At 72.3% G+C, this 23,631-nt stretch carries 22 protein-coding genes; 12 read left to right on the top strand and 10 right to left on the bottom strand.

Going from position 1 to position 23,631, the window contains the following annotated elements; translation table 11 throughout:
* Nucleotides 1-3: 3 nt before the first annotated feature.
* The gene (locus tag FHG10_RS01740) at nt 4-1,440 is read right to left on the bottom strand and encodes an FAD-binding oxidoreductase (RefSeq protein ID WP_227487971.1); all 1,437 of its coding nucleotides are present in this window, start codon (nt 1,438-1,440) and stop codon (nt 4-6) included.
* Nucleotides 1,441-1,642: 202 nt separating this feature from the next.
* Between FHG10_RS01740 and FHG10_RS01745 the strand changes: the two genes are divergently transcribed.
* The 3 genes from FHG10_RS01745 to FHG10_RS01755 are packed head-to-tail and all read left to right on the top strand — an operon-like array spanning nt 1,643 to nt 4,594.
* Nucleotides 1,643-2,728 carry a TRAP transporter substrate-binding protein gene (locus FHG10_RS01745; RefSeq protein ID WP_152351607.1) on the top strand — a complete coding sequence of 362 codons (1,086 nt, stop codon included), beginning with the start codon at nt 1,643-1,645 and terminating at the stop codon, nt 2,726-2,728.
* Entirely contained in the window at nt 2,725-3,273 is a 549-nt protein-coding gene (locus FHG10_RS01750; RefSeq protein WP_152351608.1) for a TRAP transporter small permease, read from the top strand. The genes FHG10_RS01745 and FHG10_RS01750 overlap by 4 nt, the downstream gene beginning before the upstream one ends.
* A gap of 1 nt (nt 3,274) precedes the next feature.
* Nucleotides 3,275-4,594: a TRAP transporter large permease gene (locus tag FHG10_RS01755; protein ID WP_152351609.1), complete on the top strand. Its 1,320-nt coding sequence runs from the start codon at nt 3,275-3,277 to the stop codon at nt 4,592-4,594.
* Between the two features lie 61 nt (nt 4,595-4,655).
* On the opposite strand, the gene FHG10_RS01760 is transcribed toward FHG10_RS01755, so the two are convergent.
* The 4 genes from FHG10_RS01760 to FHG10_RS01775 all read right to left on the bottom strand — a co-directional run bounded on the left by FHG10_RS01760 (nt 4,656) and on the right by FHG10_RS01775 (nt 8,549).
* Entirely contained in the window at nt 4,656-5,720 is a 1,065-nt protein-coding gene (locus tag FHG10_RS01760) for an LLM class flavin-dependent oxidoreductase (RefSeq protein WP_227487972.1), read from the bottom strand.
* A gap of 89 nt (nt 5,721-5,809) precedes the next feature.
* Nucleotides 5,810-6,412 carry a cell division FtsX domain-containing protein gene (locus FHG10_RS18150; RefSeq protein WP_227487973.1) on the bottom strand — a complete coding sequence of 201 codons (603 nt, stop codon included), beginning with the start codon at nt 6,410-6,412 and terminating at the stop codon, nt 5,810-5,812.
* A 102-nt stretch (nt 6,413-6,514) separates the two neighbouring features.
* Nucleotides 6,515-6,916, bottom strand: coding sequence for a rhodanese-like domain-containing protein (locus tag FHG10_RS01770; protein ID WP_152351610.1), 402 nt, complete (start codon nt 6,914-6,916; stop codon nt 6,515-6,517).
* Nucleotides 6,917-6,965: 49 nt separating this feature from the next.
* On the bottom strand, nt 6,966-8,549 hold the full coding sequence (locus FHG10_RS01775; protein WP_152351611.1) for a DEAD/DEAH box helicase: 1,584 nt from the start codon (nt 8,547-8,549) through the stop codon (nt 6,966-6,968).
* A 356-nt stretch (nt 8,550-8,905) separates the two neighbouring features.
* On the opposite strand from FHG10_RS01775, the gene FHG10_RS01780 reads away from it, so the two are divergent.
* From FHG10_RS01780 to FHG10_RS01805, 6 genes are all read left to right on the top strand, one after another.
* Nucleotides 8,906-9,946, top strand: coding sequence for a LacI family DNA-binding transcriptional regulator (locus FHG10_RS01780; protein WP_193636160.1), 1,041 nt, complete (start codon nt 8,906-8,908; stop codon nt 9,944-9,946).
* A 99-nt stretch (nt 9,947-10,045) separates the two neighbouring features.
* Entirely contained in the window at nt 10,046-12,034 is a 1,989-nt protein-coding gene (locus FHG10_RS01785) for a glycoside hydrolase family 2 protein (protein WP_406565146.1), read from the top strand.
* Between the two features lie 88 nt (nt 12,035-12,122).
* The gene (locus FHG10_RS01790; RefSeq protein WP_152351613.1) at nt 12,123-13,172 is read left to right on the top strand and encodes an alcohol dehydrogenase catalytic domain-containing protein; all 1,050 of its coding nucleotides are present in this window, start codon (nt 12,123-12,125) and stop codon (nt 13,170-13,172) included.
* A 96-nt stretch (nt 13,173-13,268) separates the two neighbouring features.
* On the top strand, nt 13,269-13,646 hold the full coding sequence (locus FHG10_RS01795) for a GntR family transcriptional regulator (RefSeq protein ID WP_152351614.1): 378 nt from the start codon (nt 13,269-13,271) through the stop codon (nt 13,644-13,646).
* Between the two features lie 155 nt (nt 13,647-13,801).
* Complete coding sequence (locus tag FHG10_RS01800; RefSeq protein WP_193636161.1) at nt 13,802-14,692, top strand: AAA family ATPase; 891 nt, start codon at nt 13,802-13,804, stop codon at nt 14,690-14,692.
* Nucleotides 14,689-15,519 (top strand): hypothetical protein, encoded by an 831-nt coding sequence (locus FHG10_RS01805; RefSeq protein WP_152351616.1) that lies wholly within the window; start codon nt 14,689-14,691, stop codon nt 15,517-15,519. Before FHG10_RS01800 ends, FHG10_RS01805 begins: the two co-directional genes overlap by 4 nt.
* Before the next feature lie 44 nt (nt 15,520-15,563).
* Here the strand turns inward: FHG10_RS01805 and FHG10_RS01810 are convergent, their stop codons facing one another.
* Nucleotides 15,564-17,549, bottom strand: coding sequence for an OPT family oligopeptide transporter (locus tag FHG10_RS01810; RefSeq protein ID WP_152351617.1), 1,986 nt, complete (start codon nt 17,547-17,549; stop codon nt 15,564-15,566).
* Nucleotides 17,550-17,704: 155 nt separating this feature from the next.
* Between FHG10_RS01810 and FHG10_RS01815 the strand changes: the two genes are divergently transcribed.
* Nucleotides 17,705-18,859, top strand: coding sequence for a ribonuclease HI family protein (locus FHG10_RS01815; RefSeq protein WP_152351618.1), 1,155 nt, complete (start codon nt 17,705-17,707; stop codon nt 18,857-18,859).
* Nucleotides 18,860-18,877: 18 nt separating this feature from the next.
* On the opposite strand, the gene FHG10_RS01820 is transcribed toward FHG10_RS01815, so the two are convergent.
* The gene (locus FHG10_RS01820; RefSeq protein WP_152351619.1) at nt 18,878-19,225 is read right to left on the bottom strand and encodes a winged helix-turn-helix transcriptional regulator; all 348 of its coding nucleotides are present in this window, start codon (nt 19,223-19,225) and stop codon (nt 18,878-18,880) included.
* A 70-nt stretch (nt 19,226-19,295) separates the two neighbouring features.
* On the opposite strand from FHG10_RS01820, the gene FHG10_RS01825 reads away from it, so the two are divergent.
* A complete protein-coding gene (locus tag FHG10_RS01825; RefSeq protein WP_193636162.1) occupies nt 19,296-19,751 on the top strand; it encodes a DUF1772 domain-containing protein in 456 nt (151 codons plus the stop codon).
* A 46-nt stretch (nt 19,752-19,797) separates the two neighbouring features.
* The gene (locus FHG10_RS01830) at nt 19,798-20,373 is read left to right on the top strand and encodes a DUF4031 domain-containing protein (protein WP_152351621.1); all 576 of its coding nucleotides are present in this window, start codon (nt 19,798-19,800) and stop codon (nt 20,371-20,373) included.
* A 247-nt stretch (nt 20,374-20,620) separates the two neighbouring features.
* On the opposite strand, the gene FHG10_RS01835 is transcribed toward FHG10_RS01830, so the two are convergent.
* The 3 genes from FHG10_RS01835 to FHG10_RS01845 all read right to left on the bottom strand — a co-directional run bounded on the left by FHG10_RS01835 (nt 20,621) and on the right by FHG10_RS01845 (nt 23,625).
* Complete coding sequence (locus FHG10_RS01835) at nt 20,621-22,222, bottom strand: sensor histidine kinase (protein ID WP_152351622.1); 1,602 nt, start codon at nt 22,220-22,222, stop codon at nt 20,621-20,623.
* Nucleotides 22,223-22,232: 10 nt separating this feature from the next.
* Entirely contained in the window at nt 22,233-22,952 is a 720-nt protein-coding gene (locus FHG10_RS01840) for a response regulator transcription factor (RefSeq protein WP_152351623.1), read from the bottom strand.
* A gap of 160 nt (nt 22,953-23,112) precedes the next feature.
* Nucleotides 23,113-23,625: a LapA family protein gene (locus tag FHG10_RS01845; protein WP_152351624.1), complete on the bottom strand. Its 513-nt coding sequence runs from the start codon at nt 23,623-23,625 to the stop codon at nt 23,113-23,115.
* Nucleotides 23,626-23,631: the final 6 nt, after the last annotated feature.

The following is a 23,631-nucleotide window of genomic DNA, read 5'->3' on the forward strand; positions in this document are numbered from 1 at the left end:
GGGTCAGAGGGCCTTCCCGGGATTGAGCAGGTGCTGGGGGTCGAAGGCGTCCTTGAGGCGGCGCTGGAGCGCGCGGGACGCGTCGGCGAGCTCGAGGTCGAGCCAGGAGTGCTTGGCGGTGCCGATGCCGTGCTCGCCGCTGATGGTGCCGCCGAGGGCCAGGGCCTCGCGGACCAGGTCGTCGGCCGCGTCGTGGAGCACGGGCGGCAGCGGCGCCGCGGGGTCCGGGTTGTCCTCGGGGCGGGGGAGTGAGAGCGACGGGTGGAGATTCCCGTCGCCTGCGTGGGCGACCGCCGAGGTGCGGATCCCGTGCTCGCGGCCGATCCGCTCGATCACGGCGAAGGCGTCCGCGAGGCGCGACTTCGGGATCGCGACGTCCTCGCCGAGGCGGAAGTGCCCGGCGCCGGAGCCGCGGCCCGAACGGCGCAGCTCCCACCAGTGCTCGGCCTCGGCCTCGTCCTCGAGGACGCGGATCTCGACGCCCGACGCGTCGGGGTGCTCACCGCCGAGCGCGGCGATCAGGTCGCTGGTCTGCTCCGCGATGCCGTAGCCGTCGAGCTCGACGAGCAGCACCGCGCTCTCGCCCGCGGCGACGCCGGCGCCCGTGTGCTCGTCGATGTCCTCGAGGGAGCGCGCATCCAGCAGCTCGCAGGCCGCCGGCCGCACGGGGCCGCGCGAGATCGCGTTCACCCCGGCCGCGGCGCCGGCGACGGTGGGGAAGCGGGCGAGCACGGTGCGCCGCGCGACGGGCAGCGGGCGGATCCGCACGGTCGCCGCGACGACGATCGCGAGCGTGCCCTCGGAGCCGATGAGCAGCTGCGTGAGGTCGAGCCCGGTGACGCCCTTGATCGAGCGGTGGCCGGTGCGCAGCAGCGTGCCGTCGGCGAGGACCACCTCGAGGCCGAGGACGGATTCCCGGGTCACGCCGTACTTCGCGCAGTGCAGGCCGCCCGCGTTGGTCGCGATGTTCCCGCCGATGCTGGAGAGCCGTGCGCTCGCCGGGTCCGGTGCGTAGAAGAAGCCGTGCGGCGCGAGCGCCTCGGAGAGGTCCGCGGTGATCACGCCCGCCTCCACGACGGCGACCTCGTCGAGCACGTCGATCTCGCGGATGCGCGCGAGGTGCTCGAGTCCCAGCACGATCGAGCCGTCGACCGGGGTGGCGCCCCCGGACAGCCCCGAGCCGGCGCCGCGCGGGACGACGGGCGTGCCGGTCTCGTGGGCGAGGCGGAGGACCGTCTGCACTCCGTCGACGTCGCGGGGCAGCGCCAGCAGGAAGCTCGTGCCGGTGGGCGCGACGACCGCCCGGTCCCCGCTGTAGACGGGATCGGGAGAGGCGATCACGGCGTCCTCGCCGAGCAGTGCGGTCAGGCGCGCGGCGAGGGCAGGAAGACCGGCGGGGTCGCTGCGCGACGCGGGGATGGACGAGACGGGCGCGGACACTCGGGCTCCAGGGGGTCGACGTCGGGACCTCCCCATCCTGGAGGTCGGCCGGCATTAGCGCAACTGATGCTCGACATAAGAAGACACATGGCGGACGGGCAACGGCAAGCATCGGCAAGAAGTCGGTGCGGCCGCCCGCCTGCGAGAGCCTGTGAGGACAGCGGTGCTGAGCACCGCGTGGACGACGAGGAGGTCGACTTCGGTGGACACACCACGGGCAGGATCCGCGACGCGCCGGAGACCAGGGAGCAGCTCGCGGCTCTCGAGAAGACATCTGCTCCTGGGTGCTCCCGCCGCCGGGCTCGGAGCGCTCGCGCTCGGGGCGTGCGCGCAGTCGGGGGCTGCGACCCGGGCCGAGAAGGTGCTCTCCATCTCGCTGAACCAGGCGGAGGACCACCCGAGCTTCGGTGCCCTGACGGACTTCGGCGACGAGCTCGTCGAGGCGACGGACGGGCGATGGGGAGCGAGGGTCTACCCCAACGAGTCCCTCGGTGCCCAGCAGGAGGTCGTCCAGCTGGTCTCCGACGGATCGGTCGATCTGGCGGTGGTCTCGAGCACGCAGATCGAGAACCTCTCGATGCGCTTCCGCCCGCTGAACCTGCCCGGCGTCTTCGACGACATCGAGCACCAGACGGCCGTCCTCGACGACCAATCGGTCGTCGGCGACCTCTTCTCCTCGCTCGAGGGCGAGCGCCGGCTGCGCGTGCTCGGCGGCTTCACCCAGGGCTCGCGACACCTCTACACCCGCAGCGGCCCGATCGAGTCCCCGGATGACCTCTCGGGCATGAAGATCCGCGTCCAGGAGTCCGACGTGTTCCTCGCGATGATCCGCGCGATGGGAGGATCCCCCACGCCGATGTCCTACGGCGAGGTCTACACGGCCCTGCAGTCCGGGGTGATCGACGGCGCGGAGAACAACGAGATCTCCTACGTCACCCAGCGCCACAACGAGATCGCGCCCTACTTCGCCCGCACCAACCACCTGGTCGGGCTCGACTACGTGGTCGGCAACGTCGACCGCATCCACGGCATGCAGGAGCAGGATCAGGAGGCGTTCGCCGACTGCTTCCGCCGCACCCGCGACTCCTTCATCGAGACCTGGATCCGGCAGACCGAGGACGCCACCACCACCATGGAGGACGACGGCGTGAAGATCACGGACCCCGATCCCGATGCCTTCGGGCCCGCCCTCGAGGACGTCGCGGTCTCCTTCCTCGCCACCGCCGATGACCAGGACCTCTACGAGCGGGTGCGCGACCTCGCGGGAACGAAGGAGGCGAGCTCATGAGCACGCTGCGCCGACAGGTCCTGAGGGCATTGACCGTCCTCTCCGTCGCGCTGTTCAGCATCCTGGTGCTGGTCGTGATGTGGCAGGTGGTCTCCCGCCAGGTCCTCCAGCACCCCAGCACCTGGTCGACCACCGTCGCCCAGTACCTCTTCGTGTGGCTCTCGCTGTTCGCGATCGCCCTGGTGTTCGGCGAGCGCGGCCACGTCGCGGTCGACGTCGTGGCCACCCGGCTGCCGGCCCCCGCACGGCGCACCGTCCTGGTGCTGGTGCAGCTCGCCATCCTCGTCTTCGCACTGCTCGCCCTGGTCTGGGGAGGCATGCGCGGCGTCCTCATCTCCTGGGACCAGGTGATCCCGGGGATCCCGCTGAGCGTGGGCCAGATGTATCTGGCCCTGCCGGTCTCCGGCCTGCTGATCGCGCTCTTCGCGCTCGACGACGCCGTGGCCGCCGCCCGTGGACGGGACGTCCTCCCGGCCGCGGACGCCGAGGAGCAGCAGGCCCAGGAGCTCGCCGACGACCTCGCACGACCGGCCGAGGAGGGCTGACATGGATCCCGCACTGCTCGCCGGCACCATCCTGGTGATCGGCATCATCATCCTCATCCTGCTGGGGGCACCGATCGCCGTCGCGATCGGACTGCCCTCGGTCGCCGCGCTGGTCGCCGTCGTCGGGCCCGAGCCCGCCGTGTTCGTCTCGGCTCAGCGCATCTTCACCGGCGCGAACTCCTTCACCCTGCTCGCGATCCCGTTCTTCGTGCTTGCGGGCAATCTGATGAACACCGGGGGCATCGCCGAACGGCTCATCGACGCCGCGAAGGTCATCGTGGGCCGCCTGCCGGGCTCTCTCGCCCAGACCAACGTGGTGGCCAACGCGCTCTTCGGCTCGGTCTCGGGAGCCGCCGTGGCCTCCGCCGCGGCGATCGGCACGACCATGGGCCCGCGGCAGCGGCGCGAGGGCTACGACCCGGCGTTCTCGACCGCGGTCAACGTGGCCTCGGCGCCTTCGGGGATGCTGATCCCGCCCTCGAACACGCTCATCGTGTACTCCCTGGTCTCCTCGACCTCCGTCGCGGCGCTCTTCGTCGCGGGCTACGGCCCGGGCCTCGTCTGGGTCGTCGCCTGCCTCGCGGTCGTGCTGATCGCGGCGCGCCGTCGGCCCGAGCTGCGCGGTGCGCGAGAGCGGATCGGCTTCGCGCTGGGCGCGAAGACCCTCCTGCGCGCCCTCCCGGCCGTGCTCATGATCGTGATCGTGATCGGCGGACTGCTCGCCGGGTTCTTCACCGCCACCGAGTCGGCGGTGATCGCGGTCGCCTACTGCCTCGTGCTCGGCTTCGCCTACCGTCAGCTGACGATCGCGAAGCTCCCGACGGTGATCGCGGCCTCGGCGCGCACGACGGCCGTGGTGATGCTCCTGGTCGCGGTCTCCTCCGCGCTCAGCTGGGTGCTGAGCTACGCGACGATCCCGCAGACGATCTCCTCGGCCCTGCTGGGGCTCGCGGCCTCCAAGACCGTCGTCCTGCTGCTGATGATGGTGATCCTGCTGATCGTGGGCACGTTCATGGACCCCACCCCGGCGATCCTGATCTTCACGCCGATCTTCCTGCCGATCGCGCAGGAGCTCGGAGTGGACCCGCTGCACTTCGGCATGATGATCACCTTCAACCTGTGCGTCGGCACCATCACCCCGCCCGTGGGCAACGTGCTGTTCGTCGGGGCCAAGGTGGGAGGAGTCCCCATCGAGAAGGTGATCCGCGCGCTGCTGCCGTTCTTCCTCGCGCTCGTCGTGGGCCTTCTCGTCGTGGTGTTCGTCCCGCAGGTCTCCCTCGCCCTCCCGGGCTGGTTCGGCCTGCTCGACGCCGCCGGCTGACGAGCATCGCCCGCCGACCGACGATCAGCGGCAGGCGGGCGTGTTCAGCGGCCGACGGGCGTCATCCGCCCATGCCCCAGGCCTCGGCGAGGAGCTCGTGCGAGCGCTCGCGATGGGCGGGATCGAAGACCTGCCCGGTGACGATGAGCTCGTCGGCCCCGGTGGCGCGGACGAGGGACTCGAGCTGCGCGACGACCGTGCGCGGGGAGCCGACGGCGCGCACGGAGAGCGTCTGGTCGACCTTCGCGAGCAGCGCCGGGTCGGCGAGGCCCTCGAGATCCCGGGGCGGCTTCACCTTCGTGCGCTCGCCGCGCAGGATGCCCAGGAAACCCTGCTGCGCCGAGGTGAACAGGTGCTGGGCCTCCTCGTCCGTGGGTGCGACCAGGACGTTCACGCCGACCATCGTGTGCGGGGCGTCGATCTGGGCGGACTCGGCGTCCGCGTCGAAGGTCCGGCGGTAGGCGTCCAGCGCCTGCTCGACCCCGAAGGGCGAGAAGTGCGAGGCGACGGAGAAGGGCATGCCGAGGCGACCGGCGAGCTGCGCGCCGTTCGACGTCGAGCCGAGGATCCACATGGCGACCTCGGTGCCCTCGGCGACCGGGGCGGCGATCCGCAGGCCCGTCGGCTGCTCGGTGCGCGACCAGTCGCGCATCTGCTCGACCGCGGCGATGAACGCCTCCGGCTCGGCCGACGTGCGCGCGAGCAGCTGCGCGGTGAGCGGGTCGGTGCCGGGCGCGCGGCCCAGCCCCAGATCGATGCGATCACCGTGCATCTGGACCAGGGTGCCGAACTGCTCGATGACCGAGAGCGGGGAGTGGTTGGGCAGCATGACGCCGCCCGAGCCCACGCGGATCCGCTCGGTCAGCTGCGCGGCCTGGCCGATGAGCAGGCTGGTCGCGTTCGAGGCCAGGGAGATCGTGTTGTGGTGCTCGGCGAACCAGTAGCGGGCGAAGCCCAGACGGTCGGCGAGCTGGGCGGAGCTCATCGCGTGGCCGATGGCCTCGCGGGCGTCCATCCCCTCGGAGATCGGGACCAGGTCGAGGATCGACAGCGGCACGTGCGGGGTGTGCGCGGGCGCCGCGGAGGGCGAGGACGGGCCGGCGGTCTCGGGCATGGGGGTGCTCATGGCCCGAGGCTACGCCGCGCCCGGAGGCGGGTGCTGGGTGCTGTGAGCACTCGAGCGCCGACGCAGGGAATACCGAGGTCAGCGCCGCGTCAGGCGCCCATCGGCCGCGGGGGCTGCGCGTACTGCGCAGACTGCTGGTGGTGCTGCCGAGCGGCCATCTGCGCGTACTGCGCGCGCACCCGCTGATTGTGGTTCGAGGCAGCGGTGCAGCCCCAGATCATGCTCGTGATCCAGGCGCCGACGCCGATCAGCGGGACCAGGCCGAACAGGACGGCCCCGACCCCCATCGTGAGGATCGAGAGGACGCCGATCACGGCGGCCGAGACCAGGATCAGTCCGAAGGTGATCCCCATCAGGATCAGCGCCCCGCCGACCGTCGCGTAGAGCATCCCGAACACGCCGAAGAAGAACGTGAGCACGAAGGCCACGCCGACGCTCTTCTCGGGCAGGATGACCATGGGCGGCGGACCGTATCCGGGTGGGGCTTGCGGGGCCAGCGGGGCCTGCGGGATTGCGAAGGGCTGCATGGCACTGCCGGCCGTCGCCGGGGCGTCGGCCCGCGGCCCGGCGACGGCATAGGGATCGACGTCGCGCCGCGGCTCGTCGGGGGCGTGATGATGGACGACCTGGCCCGGGATCACCGGGTGGGGTCGTCTCCTGGGCTCCGGTCCGTCCAGCGGCGACTGGCTCATGGCTCCCTCTCGTGCAGGCGTCCGCGCACGCGATCGCGCTCCTGCGCTCGCGTTCCCTCGAGCGCTCCGGTTCCGCACACTACGCGACGGCGCAGCTCGCCGTCAGGTCACGTACCGCGTGGGCTCCGGCTCGACGGGCAGGCCCTGCTCGGCCCACGCGCGGAAGCCGCCCTCGAGGTCCGTCGCCCGGGAGAAGCCGAGCTCGCGCAGGTCGCGCGCGGCGAGCGAGGAGGAGAAGCCCTCGTTGCACACGACGATGACGTCGTCGTCGTAGCTCGGCCCGTCGGCCATGCGGCTCGGGCTGACGGGGTCCAGCCGCCAGAGCATGACGGTGTGCTCGACCACGATCGCTCCGGGGATGTGGCCTTCGGCGTCGCGCGTCCAGGGCGTGCGCACGTCGATCACCCGGGCGCCGTCGTGCAGTCGCCCGGGCAGATCTCTCGGCGCCACGCGCGCCGTGCCGCGCCGGGCCTCGACGAGGATCTCCGCGATGCTGCGAGCCATGATGCGCCCCGGGGCGCCCGGACCCGAGACGGGCCGGGCGCGTCCGGCGTCAGCCGCGACGGCCCGAGGAGAAGGCCGCGAGCCCGCCGGAGCGGCGCGACGAGCCCTCGCCGGAGCTCGAGGTCGAGTAGGAGGTCACCGAGCCGGAGCCCGAGCGGCCGCCGCGGCCGCGACCGCGCGAGCCCTGGCCCGAGCGCGATCCCTGCCCCGAACGCGACCCCTGACCCGAGCGACCGTCCTGGCCGGAGCGCGAGCCGTCGCCGGAGCGGCCGTCCTGGGAGCCCTGTCCGCGGCCGCCCTGGCCGCCGCGACCGCGGCCCCCGGAGGAGCGACCGCCGCCGCTGCCGCGACCGCCCTGACCGCGACCGCCGCCCTGACCACGACCGCCCTGCCCACGACCACCCTGGCCGCGTCCGCCGCCCTGCTGGGGCTGCTGCGCCGGGGCCGGCGCGGGCTCGGTGAAGACGCGCTCGCCGGGGGCGAGCTCGCTCAGCACGGGGCTCGTGACGACCACGCCCTCGTGCTGGGCCGGCGTGATGCGGGCCTTGCGCATGAGGTCGTGCACGTCCTTCTTCTGGTCGGGCGTGCGCACGGTGATCACGGTGCCGGAGCCGCCGGCGCGCGCGGTGCGGCCCGAGCGGTGCAGGTACGCCTTGTGCTCGACCGGCGGGTCCGCGTGCACGACCAGGGCGACGTCGTCCACGTGGATGCCGCGGGCGGCGATGTCGGTGGAGACCAGCGTGCTCGCGGTCCCCGAGCCGAAGGCCTCGAGGTTGCGGGTGCGGGCGCCCTGGGAGAGGTTGCCGTGCAGCTCCACGGCGGCCACGCCCGAGCGGCTCAGCTTCTGGGCGAGCTTCTTCGCACCGTGCTTGGTGCGGGTGAAGAGGATGGTGCGTCCGGGCGCCGCCGCGAGATCGCGCAGCACGTCGAACTTCGCATCCGCGCCGACCTCGAGCACGTGGTGCTCCATCGTCGAGACCGGGCTGGTCTCCGGATCGGCCGAGTGGGTGACGGGGGAGTGCAGGAACTCCTTGACGAGCTTCTGGACGCCCTGGTCCAGGGTCGCGGAGAACAGCATGCGCTGGCCCTTCGCGGGGGTCTTGGCGAGGATCCGGCGGACCATCGGCAGGAAGCCCATGTCGGCCATGTGGTCGGCCTCGTCGAGCACGGTGATCTCGACGGCACCGAGGTCCACGTGGCCCTGGCCCATGAGGTCCAGAAGGCGGCCCGGGCAGGCGACGAGCACGTCGACGCCGCGGCCGATCGCGTCGACCTGGGGCTTCTGGCCGACGCCGCCGAAGACGACGGTGCTGCGCAGGTTCGCGGCGCGCAGCAGCGGGGTCAGCGACTGGTCGATCTGCGCGGCGAGCTCGCGGGTCGGGGCCAGCACGAGCGCGCGCGGGAAGCGGGCGCGGCGCTTGCGCGCGTCCTGCTCGAGGCGGGCGACGAGCGGCAGGCCGAAGGCATAGGTCTTGCCGGAGCCGGTGCGGCCGCGGCCCAGCACGTCGCGGCCGGCGAGGGAGTCGCCGAGGGTCGCGGACTGGATGGGGGTGGGGGTGGTGATGCCCTGCGGGGCGAGGGCGTCGATGAGGTGCGAGGGCACGCCGAGGCGCGCGAAGTCAGTGGAGGTCACGGATTTCCGTTCTAGAGGACGCGGTCCCGCCCTGCGCGCTGCGGTCCGCTGGTCCGACGGGGGAGACCCGGTCGGCGTCCGACGGGCAGGGCCCGGGGACGTGCCCGACGGGGAGGCTCCCCGGGGCTGCGCGCGGACGGCGCGCCGCCGTCGTCGCGCAGTGCACGGCGAGGCGCGGTGCCATGGCAGGTGGGACGGCACACGAAGCCACCAGCCTACGGCCGTCCGCGCCGTTCACCCCCATCTGCGGGTCCCGATGTGAGCAACGCACCTGGAGGGAGCGCGCGGCCGGTATCCTCGGCGGATCACCGGGGCCGGGGCGGACGGCCTCCGGAACAGCAGGAAGGCGGTGCGCGATGGCCAGGCGCGTGAGCATCAAGGACGTGGCGAAGGCCGCCGGGGTCTCGTGGAAGACGGTCTCCAACGTCGTCAACGACCGGCCCGTCGTGCGGCCCGAGACCCGTGAGCGGGTCGAACGGGCCATCAGCGAGCTCGGCTACGTGCCGAACACGATCGGCCGGGAGCTGCGCGGCGGCCCGACGCACACCATCGCCCTCGTGCTGCCCGAGCTCTCCAACCCCTACTTCGCCCAGCTCGCACAGATGCTGCACGTCGCGGCCAAGGAGCGCGGGTACACCGTGAGCGTCGAGCTGTCGCTGGGCCGGGGCGAGGTCGAGCGCGCCCACGTGCGCGGACGCATCAGCCGTCCGGTCGACGCGGTCGTGATCTCCCCGGAGGCGCTGGACCCCGTCGAGATCCGGGACCGCGGGGACGGCCCGCCGCTCGTGCTGCTCGGCGAGCACCTGCTGAGCGCCGAGGGCGTCACCCACGTCGCCGTCGACAACGTCGAGGCCTCGGCCGACGTGGTCCGCCACCTGGTCGAGCGCGGCTATCGCCGACCCGTCTTCCTGGGCGGGGAGTCCGAGCAGCGCTCCGCCGGCACCGACCGCCTCGCGGGCTTCCGCGCCGCCTGCCGGGCGAGCGGCATCGCGAGCGACCCGGAGCGGATCGCGCACGTGGGCGCCTGGGACATGGCCGAGGGGCGGCGCGCAGTGCTCGACCTCGTCCAGCGCGGCGTCGCGTTCGACGCGATCTCCGCGGCCAACGACCAGCTCGCGATCGGTGCCCTCGCGGGCCTGCGAGAGTCCGGCCTCGACGTCCCCGGGGACGTCGGGGTGGTGGGCTGGGACGACACCCCCGGAGCGCGGCACGCCCACCCCGCGCTGAGCTCGATCGCCCCGGACCTCGACGACCTCATCGCCGCGACCCTCGACGCCGCGATCGGCCCGGGAGGATCGGACCCCGGTGGGCCAGGAGAAGGGGAGCCCGACGGGGGAGAGCACGTCGTCCCCTATCGCCTGGTGGCGCGCGAGAGCTCCGCAGGGCCGCGTCGCTGACCATCCGTGTTTCCCACGTTGCAATCCGGAGCGCGGCGGTGTTGACTTGAGGTGCCGGCGCCGTCCGGCCCGCCGATCAGCGCCGATGGAAGGACCACCGTGACCGCACCCGAGCAGAGCCCCGCGAGCGACCAGCACGCCGTGCCCGAGCTGCCCTCGCACCTGACCGACCTCTTCGCCCGCGCCGACGAGCTCGCCGCCGCGCTGGACGCCCCGTCGTCGGACGGATCCGGCGACGTCCCGACCGGCGACGTACCGCGCCCTGAGCACCCGCGCCCGCAGCTGCAGCGCGAGGCCTGGCTGAACCTCAACGGCACCTGGCAGTTCGAGATCGACCGCGGCGACACAGGCCGCGAGCGCGGACTGCTCGAGCGCGAGCTCGCCACCGAGATCCTCGTGCCCTTCCCGCCGGAGTCGCCGGCCTCCGGCATCGGCGACCGCGACTTCATGGAGGCCGTCTGGTACCGCCGCACGGTCAGCGTGCCCGCGAGCTGGGAGGGGCTGCGGCCGGTGCTGCACTTCGGCGCCGTCGACCACGACGCGACGGTCTGGGCCGACGGGGTCGAGGTCGCCCGCCACCGCGGCGGCTTCACGCCCTTCGACGCGGACCTCTCGGGCGTCGTGTCCGCCGGGGGCAGCGTCGAGATCGTCGTGCGCGCTCGCGACTCCCGCCACGACCTGCAGGCGCGCGGCAAGCAGTCGGTCTTCTACGAGGCGAGCCACGCGACCTACCACCGGGTCACCGGCATCTGGCAGACGGTCTGGCTCGAGGGCGTCCCCGAGGACGCGATCCGCTCGCTGCGCGTGGTCCCCTCGCTCGCCTCCCACTCCTTCGCGATCGACGTCCCGCTCTCGCGCAGCACCCCCGGCACCCGTCTGGAGGCCGTGCTCGGCGAGGTCGGCGGCGGCGCCGTCGCGAGCGCCGAGGTCCGCGCGGACCTCGACCTCGCCCCGCACCTCGAGATCACGGTCCCCGAGGACCAGGTGCGCGTCTGGGGCCCGGGCGACCCGCAGCTCTACTCCCTCGAGCTGCGCCTCGTGGCCGACGGCGGCGCCGTCCTGGACACGGTCCGCTCCTACACCGGCCTGCGCTCGACCTCGCTGCGCGACCACGAGTTCCGCATCAACGGCGAGAAGGTCTTCCAGCGCCTGGTCCTGGACCAGGGCTGGTGGGAGGACACCTTCATGACCGCCCCGTCGGACGAGGCGATCAAGGGCGATGTGCGCCTCTCCCTCGAGGCCGGCTTCAACGGCGCGCGCCTGCACCAGAAGGTCTTCGAGGAGCGCATGCTCTTCTGGGCCGACGTCCACGGCTACCTGGTCTGGGGCGAGTTCGGCGACTGGGGCGTCTCCGGGCGCGGGCCGACGGGCGACAACCAGCAGCCCACTGCGGCGTTCATCGGCCAGTGGGTCGAGGCGGTGCGCCGGGACATCAACCACCCCGCGATCGTGGGCTGGTGCCCCCTGAACGAGACCCACCAGGTGCGCCACGATCGCATCACCCAGCTCGACGACGTCACCCAGGCGATGTACGACGCGACGAAGCTCGCCGACCCCACCCGCCCGGTGCTCGACACCTCCGGCTACTCGCACCGCGTGCGCGGGGCCGACGTCTTCGACTCCCACTCCTACGAGCAGGATCCCGAGCGCTTCCGCACGGAGCAGTCCGGCCTCGCCGAGGGGCGTCCCTTCGCCAACCGCCGCGATCTCGGCGACGGCGAGCTGCCCTTCGCGGACGGCTCCTTCTCCCTGGACTACGAGGGGCAGCCCTACTTCGTCTCCGAGTACGGCGGCATCTGGTGGAACGCCGAGGAGGCGGCGCGCGCCGCCCGCGAGGCCGGCAACAACGCCTCCCAGTCGTGGGGCTACGGGCAGCGGATCTCGAGCGAGGAGGAGCTCTACGAGCGCTTCGAGGGCCTCACGGACGTGCTGCTGGGCGACCCGCTCATGTTCGCCTACTGCTACACGCAGCTCACCGACGTGTTCCAGGAGAAGAACGGCGTCGTGGACTTCCAGCGCGGCCGCAAGCTCGACCTCGCCCGCCTGCGCGCGGTGCAGGAGAAGAGGGCCGCGTACGAGGAGGAGTGACGGGCGCGCGTCTCGTCGGGCGTCGGCCCCGCCCGGCCCCGGCGAGACGGCGGAATGCGCCGCGGCCCCTGTGCGGCACGATGGCTCCATGAGAGCCGTGCGCTACGACGCCTTCCGCACCCCGCCCCGCGTCGAGCAGGTGGAGGACCCCGCGTGCCCGCCGCGCGGGGCGGTGATCGAGGTCCGCGCGACGGGCGTGTGCCGCAGCGACTGGCACGCCTGGCAGGGGCACGACGACTCCGTCTCGCTTCCGCACACCCCCGGGCACGAGTTCGCCGGCGTGGTCCGCGAGGTCGCCCCCGAGGTCACCCGGTTCCACGTGGGCGACCGTGTGACCGCGCCGTTCATCCTGTCCTGCGGCCGCTGTGCGCAGTGCCGCGCGGGAGCCACCCAGGTGTGCCCCGACCAGCACCAGCCCGGCTTCGACCTGCCCGGCTCGTACGCCGAGCAGGTCGTCGTGATCGAGGCGGACCACAACCTCGTCGCCCTGCCCGACGGCATCGACATGCTCGCCGCCGCGGGGCTCGGCTGCCGCTTCGGCACCGCGTTCCACGCCGTGCGCACCCAGGCCCGCGTGCGCGACGGGGAGAGCGTGGTGGTGCTCGGGTGCGGCGGCGTCGGGCTCTCCGTCATCCAGATCGCGGTGGCGGCGGGCGCGCGCGTGCTCGCCGTGGACGTCTCGCCCGGAGCCCTCGAGGCGGCCCGGGCGCTCGGCGCCGAGCCCGTGCCGACCGCTCCCGACGAGGAGGTCGATGACCTCGTCGAGCGGCTGCTCGCGGCGAGCGGCGGCGGCGCCGATGTCACGATCGACGCGCTCGGATCCGCGCGCACCGCGGCCGCGGGCATCCGCTCCCTGCGCCCCCGCGGACGTCACGTGCAGGTGGGGCTGCTGCTGGGCGAGGACGCGGACCCCGCGCTGCCGATGGGTCGCGTGATCGGCCTCGAGCTGCAGGTGCTGGGCAGCCACGGCCTGGCGGCGGGGGAGTACCGGGCGCTGCTCGAGGAGATCGCCGACGGACGCCTGGATCCCGCCGCGCACCTGGGGTCGATCATCGGTCTGGAGGACCTGCCGGAGGCCCTCGTCGGGCTCGGCAGAGCGCCGACGTCGACCGGGATGACCGTCGCCCGGATCCCCTGACCCCTTGACGCGACCGAAGACCGTGCTTACTGTCTATAGCGCATATAGACAGTAAGCACACGCGGCACCGCCGGAGCAGGGGAGGGGGCGAGCAGGATGCAGCTGCACATCGATCCGGGATCCTCCGATCCGATCTACGAGCAGATCCGCGCCGCGCTCGCCGCCGCGATCCTCAGCGGCGAGCTCGCGAGCGGCGAGGCCCTGCCCTCGATCCGCACGCTCGCTCGCGACCTGCGGGTCAGCGTCATCACCACCACCCGCGCCTACAACGAGCTCGTGGCCGACGGCCTCGCCGACTCGGTCCGCGGCAAGGGCGTGTTCGTACGCGCCCAGGACCCCGACGAGCTGCGCGCACGCGCACTGGACCGCATCGAGCGGTCGCTCGGCGAGGCGGTCGACGCGGCGCGCTCGGGCGGGATCGACGACGCGACGCTGCTCACGATGCTCGGCCGACGTATCGAGGAGGAACGATGAGCCCGAGGCGCCCAGGACCGAGCCGCACAGGATCGGGCCTCACAAAACCGGGCCGCACGCCGTCCGTGCCCGCTGATTCGGACCGCACGGAGACGCAGGTCGGCGCGGAAGACGAGGGGGCATCGGCCCCCGCCGTCGCCGTCCGCGGTCTCGGCGTGAGCATCCCCAGCCTGGAGAAGCCGTACGGCGATCCCATCCGCGCGCTGCGCGGGCTGACGTTCACGGCTCCCGCCGGCCAGGTCACGGGCCTGGTCGGGGCGAACGGAGCGGGCAAGACCACGGCCCTCCGAGCGATCGAGGGCGCCATCCGTGCGACCTCCGGTCGGACCGAGGTGCTCGGGATCGAGCAGGGCGCGGCGCGGACGGCCCCGCCCGAAGGGCTCGCGTCGGTGCCCGATCCGCACGGCTACCCGGAGCACTGGACCGCCCACCACGTGGCGCGCCTGCGCCGGGCGGCGATCCCCGATTTCTCGGTGCGGGACTTCGGCCGCCGGCTGCGGTCGTTCGGCGTCCCGATGGACCGCCGGCTGCAGGACCTGTCCGACGGGCAGGCGGCGCTCTTCGGCGTGAGCGCGGCCCTCGCGCAGGATCCTCGGCTGCTGATCCTCGACGAGCCGCTCGCGCGTCTGGATCCTCTCGCGAGGGAGCGCCTCGTGGACATCCTGCGCGACCTCCTGGCGCGGGAGCGGCGCTCCCTGCTGCTGAGCACGCACGACCTGGACGGCATGGACCGCTTCATCGACCACCTCGTGGTCATGGCCGACGGCGTCGCAGTGCTCGAAGGATCCGTCGAGGACCTGAAGGACGACTTCCTGGTGCTGGGAGCTCCCGCGCCCGCGACCCAGGGGAACGACCTGCCCGGGCTCATCGGCCCGGAGGAGATCAGCGGGACCACTTGGGCGCTGATCGCCGCCGAGGACGCCGTCGGGCTCGACACCGAGACCCAGCTGCATCGGCCCGAGCTGAGCGACCTGGTCACGTATCCGCTGCGGGCGGCGGCGTCGAGAGCACGCACGCACCGCACGACGAAGGAGGGGACAGCATGACCGCACACGAGGCAGCACCCGCACACGGTGCGCGACCTTCTCGACCCGTGCAGGGCGACGGTCCGGCCCGCACCTCCGCATGGCGCCGCGCCCTGGCGGCGGACATGCGACTGAACTCCGAGACCTTCGCCGGCACGGTGATCCTGTCCGTGATCGCGCTCGTCCTGGCGGTGACCGTCACCGATGCAATGGCGAGCATCGCGCCCGTGTGGGGAGTGCTGGCCTGGTACCGCTACGGCCGCCAGGACACGGCTTCCCGCACCGAGCTGTGGGCGAGCCTGGGGATGTCCCGCGCCGACCGCGTCCACGGCCGCGTCGCGCTCGTCGCCCTCGAATCCGCCCTGATGGTGTTCGTCTCCGCCGCGGGGACCGCGCTCACGGTCCTGAGCGGGCACACGCCGATCATGGATGACGCCGTCCCGACGGGCTGGAGCCTCGTGGGCTCACTGGTCGCGAGCATCGCTGGATCCTGCGCGATACTCGTGCTCGCGGCGATCGTTCTGGGACGGGAGTGCACGACGCGCAGGCCGGGCATCTCGATGTTCGTGCTCAGCATCCTCACCTACATCGGAGCGGCCATGATCATCTCGCTCATCTCGATGGTCGTCGTGCTCCCGCTGAGCCTCGCCGTCGCATCGGCGCCCGTCGCCGCAGCCGCGGCGACCTGGATCGGAGTGATCGTCTCCTGCGTGATCGCACTGATCGGGGCGTTCGTGCTCCGCCGCGGCGTGCGCCAGTGGATCCGTGAACTGGATTCGCAGGACGGGGGCTCAGCGCCCTCGCGCCCGCGGAAGCGCCGCGTCGACGCTGGAGAACGCACCGCCTGATCCCGTCGGCCCAACCCATGCGGCCGGCCCGACCGGGCCCGCCCTCACTTCTCGACGATCTCCCGTCCGGCGCTGCGGCCCACGGTGCGGTAGAGCGCCGCGGTGGCGATCACGAACACGATGACGCCGAGGATCATCGCCGGGGTCGCGAAGCCGTCGCCGACGATCGCGAGCGGGGCATCCTTCCCCGTCGCGGCGACGATGCCCGCGAAGACCACGCCGAACAGGCTCTCGCCCACGATCATGCCGGTCGCGAGCAGGGTGCCCAGACGCCCGGCGAGCTCGGGACGCTTCGAGCGCTTGGCCCAGCGCCCGTAGAACAGGCCGATCACGGCGCCGACCACGATGAGCAGGGTCGTGCTCATCGGCAGGTACATCCCCATGCCGACGCCCAGCGGCGGCAGCGCGAGGCGCGAGCTGCGGGCCTTGAGGACCTCGTCGACGATGATCGCGACCAGGCCGATGAGGGCGCCCAGGCCGATCAGGCCCCAGTCGAGATCCCCGCCGAAGATTCCCTTGACCAGCGACGCGATGAGCGTGGCCTGCGGGGCGGCCAGCGCGTCGGGCCCGGCGCCGGGGGCGCCCTGGAACCCGAAGGCCGTGGACATGAGCCCGAGCACCGGCGGGATGATCAGCGAGCCGAAGCCCACGCCGATCACGAGCGCGACCTGCTGCTTCCACGGGGTCGAGCCGACCAGCTGACCGGTCTTGAGGTCCTGCAGGTTGTCGTTGGAGATCGTGGCGATGCCGAACACGATCGCGGTCGTGAACAGGGTGAAGGCGACCAGCGCCGCGGTCTGCGAGGGGTCGGAGCCGTGCACGAGCTTGATGACGAGCGCCGCGGTGATCGCGACCAGGATGCCCACGCCCGAGATCGGCGAGTTCGAGGAGCCGATGAGCCCGGCCATGTACCCGCACACGGAGGCGACGAGCAGGCCCGCGATCAGCACGTAGAGGATGCACACGGCGATCAGGCCGCCGGCGCTGTGCACGAGCGCGGTGTCCTTCACGAACAGCCACAGCATGATCCCGATCGGGATCATGGAGACGACCGTGATCACGGCGACCAGCGTGAAGGGCAGGTCGCGCTCGGTCTTCTCGACGGTGCCGCCGCCGCGGCGCGCGACCGTCGAGGCGAGGGATCCGCGGATCCCGCCGACGATGGGTCGCGCGATCCGCACCAGGGTCCAGATCGCGGCGATCGCGATCGCGCCCGCGCCCACGAAGCGCACGTCGCCCGAGAAGACGGTGTCCACGGCGTCGGCGATCGCGCCGGTGGCGGGCAGCTGGCCGCTGGACATGACGGGCAGCAGCACGCCGTAGGAGACGACGAGGCCCACGAGCATGGCGATGCCCACGGTGATGCCGACGAGGTGGCCGACGCCGATGAGGGCGAAGGAGAGGCTCGCGCCGATCATGGTGCCGCCCGAGCCGATGCGGAAGGCCGCGGTGACGGAGCTGCTGATCGCCTGCAGGGCTGCGACCAGCGCGTAGGCAGCCGAGGTGATGCCGCCCAGCACGATCGCGTGCAGACCGCGCCGGTTCTCCTCGGCGCCGCCCTCGGCGTCGCCCACCTTGAGCACCTCGGCGCCCGCGACGCCCTCGGGGTAGGGGAGGTCCGAACCGGTGACCAGGGCGCGGCGCAGCGGGATCGAGTACATGACGCCCAGCAGGCCGCCCACGGCGCACAGCGCGACCGTGGTCCAGTACGGGAAGCCGCTCCACCAGCCGATGACCACGAGGCCCGGGAGCACGAAGATGATCGCCGAGAGCGTGCCCGCAGAGGAGGCGATGGTCTGCACGATGTTGTTCTCGACGACGCTGTGGCGTCGGAAGAACCGCAGCACGGCCATCGAGATCACCGCGGCGGGGATCGAGGTCGCGAACGTCAGCCCGGACTTCAGCCCCAGGTAGACGTTGGCGGCGGTGAAGACGAGGGTGATGAGCCCGCCGAGGATCACGCCGCGCAGCGTGAGCTCGCGGACCGAGGGCGCGGCCGTCGCGCGCGTCGACTCAGAGGTCGAGGACATGGATGCTCCTTGTTCGCGGAGCCTGGACGCGCCCCGACGACCGGTCACCGTACTCTTCCCGGGCTTCCGCGGGGTAACCGGGACCACCTCCGCGTGACCAACTCTCCGCGTCGGCCGGGGATCGCTGCCGCCGCCGGCTGTGGAACGATTGGGCCATGACGATCACCGCTGCGGCCGACGGGTCTGCGCTCGGAAACCCCGGTCCGGCGGGCTGGGCCTGGTACATCGACGATCAGACCTGGCGGGCCGGCGGGTGGCCGCACGGCACGAACAACATGGGGGAGCTCAAGGCGGTCCTCGACCTGCTCGAGGCGACCGCGGTGGACGCCGACCAGCATCTGCACGTGCTGTGCGACAGCCAGTACGTCATCAACTCGGTGACCAAGTGGATGCCGGGCTGGAAGCGCAAGGGCTGGCGCAAGAAGGACGGCAAGCCCGTCATGAACGTGGATCTGCTCAAGGCGATCGACCGGGCGCTCGCCGGCCGCAGCGTCGAGTTCGAGTGGGTCAAGGGGCACGCCGGCCACCGCATGAACGAGGCCGCGGACCGCCGCGCGAACGGCGCCGCCGTCGCCTTCTCCAAGAAGCAGGACCCCGACGTCGGTCCCGGATACCGCGGCTCCGGGGGGTCTGGCGACGGAGGAAGAGCGACGGGGGCCTCAGGGGCCACGGGATCCGCGTCCGCCCCGCGTCTGTGCCTGACCCCGGACAGCTCGGCACCTGCGGATCCCGGCGCCGACTCCGCGTCGGCCACCCCTCCGGGCGCCGCTTCGGTCGACCACCTGTTCAGTCTCTTCGACGCCGACAGCGCTGGCCCCGAGCGCTCCGCTGCGGGGGCCGACGACGGACAGGGCAGTGGCGGCCCGTCGGCTCGGGACTCCGCAGAGTCCTCCGCGGGAGAGTCCTCCGCACGCGCTTCCTCGCCGTCGTCGACCCGGTCCTCCGCCGACCCGGACTCGGCTCCCTTCGAGGAGATCGTCGCCCGCGAGCAGGTGCTGCTCAGCGATCTCCTGCGCAAGAACCCCGAGCGCGCGGCCGAGCTGCTGCACCCCGATTTCACGGAGATCGGCACCTCGGGCCGCACCTACGATCGCGAGCAGGTGCTCGCCGTCCTCGCCCCGGTGCCGGGTCTGCGCGCGCGCGAGTTCATCGCCGAGGAGATCTCTGACGGCGTCGTGCTGCTGCGCTTCGTCACCTCCGACGCCCGCGGCACCCAGCGGCGCTCTTCGCTGTGGGTGCGGGTCGACGGGACCTGGCTGCTGCGCCACCACCAGAGCACGCCGGACCCCCAGGGAGCGCCGGGCGCCTGAGCTCGTGGAGCCGCGGTGTCACAGGCTCTCCGTGGCGCGGCGCTCCTGGTGCAGTCGACCCCAACGGCACAGGTCCCACACGATGGGAGCGAGCGTTCGGCCGTACTCCGAGAGCCGATAGGTGACGTGCGGCGGGATCGTCCCCGCGTCCTCACGTTCGAGGATCCCATCGGCGACGAGCTCGTGAAGATGCCGGATGAGCATCCGCTCAGTGATGCCGGCGATGCTGCGACGCAGGTCTGATGTGCGCATGGGGCCGTCTTCGAGGCGCCACAGGATTGTGCCCTTCCACCGGCCCCGGATCACCTCGAGGGCGGCGTCGACGGGGCAGTCCCCGGCGAGGGACGGACGGTGTCGTGTCTCCATGCGGTTGACGATAGCGCTGACATTCCCGTCAGTACTTCACGTCATGTCATCACGCTGGGACGGTGGACCGATGCACATCGCACTTCTTGCACTCGCCCTCGTCGTCACCGGTACGCTCGTCGGCGTCGAGCTCATGGTCGCAGCGATCGCCGCTCCGCTCTTCTCCCGGCTTCCGGGAGAGACCGGACTTCTCGCCCGTGCGGACTCCGCTCGCGTGATGGGGAGGCTCATGCCCTGGTGGTATGCCGGAGCGATCCTGCTCATCCTGCTCAGCGCTCTCACGGCCGAGGGGACGGATCGCACGGTGCTCGCCGGAGCGTCCGGTGTGCTCCTGGTCGTCGGGATCGTGCTCTCGATCGTCCTTCTCGTGCCGATCAACAACAGGGTCAGGACCTGGGACCGCGACGAGAGGGGCGCGCCGAGCGACTGGAGGGCGCTGCTGAGCAGATGGGACCGCTGGCACGTGGGGCGCGTCGGCGTCATCTTCACGGGCTTCGTGCTGCTCGCAGTCGCGGCCGTGATCTGACCCGGGCCTCCGGACGGCCCGGCCCCAGGTGAGAGACGATGGGCCTATGACCGTCCTCGCCGACACCCCGCGCTGGGAGCGCCACGGCACGCTCTGGGGTCACCTGGTCTCCGACGCCTCGCTCGCCGAGCTGCACGAGGCGGCATCCCGTGCAGGCCTGCACCCGCGGTCCTTCGACCTCGACCACTACGACTGGCCCGAGCAGGCCAGGTCCGGGCTCGAGGCCGCGGGGGTCGAGTTCGTGGGCAACAAGGAGCTCACGCGGCGTCTGCTCGCGAGCGGTCTGCGGGTGCCCGGTGCCGGCCGCTCGCAGGCACGGCGCGAGCGCACGGCCCGCGCCGCCGCGGAGCTGGGACTCGGGCCCGACGAGGTCCCGCACGATCTGGTGCTGGGCCTCGAAGGGCACGTGGACCCGCTGCCTCCTGTTGGTGAGGCGCCCGAGGGCGCCTTCCGGCTCGGCAGCGACGACGCCTGCGGTCAGGTGCGGGTCGAGGCGCACGACGAGCTCGGAGGCGTCGCGGCCCGTGAGTTCCTCGCCCGCGCGAACGTGCTCTCGCAGCAGCTGACCGGGCACACCTTCGTGGGGCAGGTGCTCGATGCCCCCGAATGGCCGGGCGCCTGATCCGGCGGGCCAGTCCGTGTTCGTTCGGGCAGTACGTGCCGGACGTACGCACCGTGTGTACGTGCCGTGTGCACGCACCGTGTGCACGCGCCGTGTGCACGCGCCGGGAGCACGTGCGGTCAGGATTCGTGCCGAAATCCGTCCGATCCGGCACGAATCCTGACCGCACGGCGCCTTCGGCCCCTCGGCCCGGCTCTCGGCCCGGCCCCTCGGCCCGGCCCCTCAGCCCCGCACCTCAGTCCGGCTCTCAGCCCCGCCCGTCGTCCTCCGCGGCCCCGTCGCCGGTGATCCTGCTGGTCTGATCGGGCACGACCACCTGGTCGGGCGTGAGGTCCGCGGCCTGCAGCTCGACCCGGAAGGTCGCGCCGCCGCCGGGCGTCTCGAGCACGCGGATCGAACCGTGGTGCTGCTGGACGATGGTCGCGGCGATCGAGAGCCCCAGGCCCGCGCCGCCGCCCTGGGCGGCCGAGCGCTGCCGGGAGACGTCGGTGCGGTAGAAGCGCTCGAAGACCTTCTCGCGCTGGTCCTCGGAGATGCCCTCGCCGTGGTCCCGCACCTCGATCGCGACCATCCCGCCGTCCTCGCGTCCCACGGCGATCTCCACGGGGGAGCCCTTGGGGGTGTGGCGGTTGGTGTTGCCCACGAGGTTCAGCAGCACCTGGCGCAGCGAGGGCTCATCGCCCTGCACGCCCACGGGGATGTGCGGGCTCACCGACAGCGGCGTGCCCGAGAGGGAGACCACCATGACCTGACGAGCGGGGTCCAGGGCCCGCAGGTCCTGGGCGACGTCGAAGATCGCGTCGGTGACGTCGAGGGGCTCGAGATCCATCTCGGGGTTCTCGTCGAGCCGGGCCAGGCGCAGCAGGTTCTCCACGAGCGAGCCCATGCGGCGGGCCTCGTCCTCGATGCGGCGCATCGCCGAGGCCACGTTCTCCTCGCCGCTGAGGGCGCCCATCCGGTACAGCTCGCCGAAGCCGCGGATCGCCGCCAGCGGCGTGCGCAGCTCATGGGAGGCGTCGCCCACGAACCGGCGCATGCGGGCCTCGGAGGCCGTCGCCTTCTCCTCGCTGTCGGCCTGCGCGACGAACGACTGCTCGAGGCGCACGAGCATCTCGTTCAGGGACACCGCGAGCGCGTTGACCTCCTGGCTGGTGTCCGTCACGGGCACGCGGCGGGAGAGGTCGCCGGCGACGATCTGGGAGGCGACCTCCTCGACGTCCCGCAGCGGCTCGAGCGCCCGATGGGCCATGTAGCCGCCGGCGCCCATGCCCACGAGCACCACGAACGTGCCGACCAGCACGATGACGAGGGCCATCTCCCGCATCGTGCGGTCCACGCTGTCCAGGGGCAGGGCCACGAAGACGCTGCCGCCCGCGGTCCCGGTGTTCACCATGGCCCGGACCCGCCAGCGGTTGCCGTCGGTGTCGATCATGGTGAACGGCTGCCCGCTCTGCTCCTTCACCTGGGCGACGGTCCAGGCGGGGAAGGTGAGGTCCACCGAGCTGTCGTCGTGGTAGTTGTCGTTGCGGTAGATCTGCTTGCCGTCGTCGTCGTGGACGGCGACGACGAAGTCCACCGGGGCGTACGAGGCGTGGTGGTCCTCGGTGTTCGAGTCGTCGCCTCCGTCGGAGGAGTCGGAGTCCCGGATGCCCGCTGCGGCGACGCTCACGATGCCCTGCATGCCCGTGCGCAGCTCGCTGTCCTTGGACTGCATGAGGGTGCGGTGCAGCAGCGTGAGGGACAGCGTGCCCGTCAGCAGCGTGCCCAGCACCAGCACGAGCGAGATCAGCGTGACCAGCCGCGTCCACAGGGACACGGGGCGCTGGGCGTTCAGGGTCGGGAAGGACACGGGGCGGTGATCAGCGGCCCTCGGCAGAGCGCAGCACGTAGCCGATGCCGCGCTTGGTGTGGATCATCGGGTCGCCGATCACGTCGATCTTGCGGCGCAGGTAGGAGATGTAGGACTCGACGATGCCGACCTCGCCGGACCAGTCGTAGTCCCACACGTGGTCCAGGATCTGGGTCTTGGAGACCACGCGGCCGGCGTTGAGCATGAGGTAGCGCAGCAGCTTGAACTCGGTGGGGGAGAGGTCGATGGCGATCTCGCCGCGGTAGACCTCGTGCGAATCCTCGTCGAGGCTCAGGTCGCCCACGACCAGCGCGCTCTCGACGGTGTCCTCGGCGCCGCCGTGCGTGCGCCGCAGCACGGCGCGGATGCGGGCCACGACCTCCTCGAGGCTGAAGGGCTTGGTGACGTAGTCGTCGCCGCCCACCGTGAGGCCCTGCACCTTGTCCTTGGTGTCGTCCTTCGCGGTGAGGAAGAGGATCGGGTACTGCTCCCCGCGGTCGCGCAGGCGCCGGGTGACGGTGAAGCCGTCCATGTCGGGGAGCATCACGTCCAGGACCACGAGGTCCGGCTGGTGCTCGGTGGCCTCGCGGATGGCCTCGTTCCCGGTCGAGGCGGTGAAGACCTCGAAGCCCGCGAAGCGCAGCGAGGTGGCGAGCAGGTCGCGGATGTTCGGCTCATCGTCCACCACGAGCAGACGGGCCTCGAAGTTCTGATCCTGGTCTGTGGTCATGGCTCCACCGTGAACCGGATGGGTGGGAGTTCCCTGGACGTGCGCTGTGCACAGCGCACGTCCAGGTCGGTTTCCCGGGAGATCCCGGACACGTTCCGGGGCAGGATCCCGGAGCGGAGCCCGGGCTCACCCGCGGGGATCGGGCCGACGGGGCGCCGGCTCAGCGGTCCAGCATGCTCTGGATCTTGCCCTGCTGCTTGCGCAGCTTCTTGATGGTGCGGCTCTGCTGGAACATGCGCACGGAGCCGACCAGCGCCATCACCAGGGCGCCGGCGATCGCCGCGAGCAGCATGGCGACGCCCAGCGGCAGCGAGAAGTCGGCGGTGAAGTAGTGGAAGTTCGCCGCGTGGTTGTTCTGCAGGATGAACACGAGCAGCAGGATCAGCACGATGGCGCCGAGCACGAGGGCGATCCACACGCCTGCCGTGCGCTTGCCGGAGGTCGGGACGTCCGAGACCTGCTCGCGGGGCGCCGTGCCGGTGCGGCCGGAGGTGGCGTCCCTGCCGCCCGGGGCCTTCTGACCGCCCTCGCGCGAGGTCTCCCGCGAGCGTGACGTCTCCGGCGAGGTGGGGGCGTCGAGGCCGCCGGTCGTGCCCGCTGCGGGGCTCTCGGGGGCGCCGCTCGGGCGCGGCTCGCGCGGGGTGGTGGGGGTGGAGTCGTCGGGGGAGGTCATCGCGGG

It is taken from the genome of Brachybacterium subflavum (assembly GCF_009299795.1).
GTDB classification, from domain to species: Bacteria; Actinomycetota; Actinomycetes; order Actinomycetales; family Dermabacteraceae; genus Brachybacterium; species Brachybacterium subflavum.